The organism is Lactobacillus sp. C449L (assembly GCF_059900815.1).
In genome coordinates this window covers 1-869 of the sequence record NZ_JBWXGA010000017.1, presented here as the reverse complement: position 1 = coordinate 869, position 869 = coordinate 1, and the positions used below count along the sequence as shown (strand labels likewise).

General features: G+C 59.8%; 1 protein-coding gene. It reads left to right on the top strand.

What is annotated here, in order from left to right; all coding sequences use genetic code 11:
- A partial coding sequence (locus AC2JF9_RS08000; protein WP_500726745.1) for a TonB-dependent receptor plug domain-containing protein occupies nucleotides 1-869 on the top strand: 869 nt, incomplete at both ends.

The following is an 869-nucleotide window of genomic DNA, read 5'->3' as shown; positions in this document are numbered from 1 at the left end:
TTGCAGCCGCGCAGATCAATGCGGCGCAGGATGATGAGAACATTGTCACCGACATTTTCCCCGAGCCGGATGTCGATCCGACGCTCCCACCGGAAGGTGCGTCCGACAGAGAAATCGTTGTAACCGGTACCCGCATCCGTACTACGCAATTTGATTCCGCCAATCCGGTCGTGTCGCTCGACAGCAGCGCGATCCAGAATGCCGGCACCACTAACCTGACGAGCTTTCTCACCGACATTCCGTCTCTTGTCGGATCGTTCGACGCGATTTCAGGTTCGGGTTCGAACGCGGGAATCGGTGCAGTCGGCCTCAACCTGCTCGACCTGCGCAATCTTGGCACCCAGCGGACCTTGGTTCTCGTCGATGGGCGCCGGCATGTCGCCTCTGTTCCCGGGTCTTCCTCGGTCGACATCAACACGATCCCGATCGATCTTATCGACCGGGTCGATATCCTTACCGGCGGCGCCTCGGCCATTTATGGTGCTGATGCTGTCACCGGCGTGGTGAACATCGTCACCAAGACAGATTTCGAAGGCCTCAACCTGCGTGCCCAGGCGGGCATCAGTGAGCATGGGGACAACGCTACCCAGTATCTGTCGGCAGTCGCCGGCACGAACTTTGCCGGTGGCCGCGGCAACATTGCCGTTGCCCTGGAATATGGCCACGACGATCCCCTGCATCCGCGGCAGCGCGATTATCTCCGCAACTCGCCGGGCTGGGCCGACAATTTCGACGATCCGGACGATGATCCCAACGTGCCGGACCATTTGCCGGTGTGGGACGTCCGCTATTTCGATTCCACGAATATCGGCGCCATCGACATTGACGGCGATCTCGTCCCTGAGTTCATCAGCAACGGAGCGCCGTTT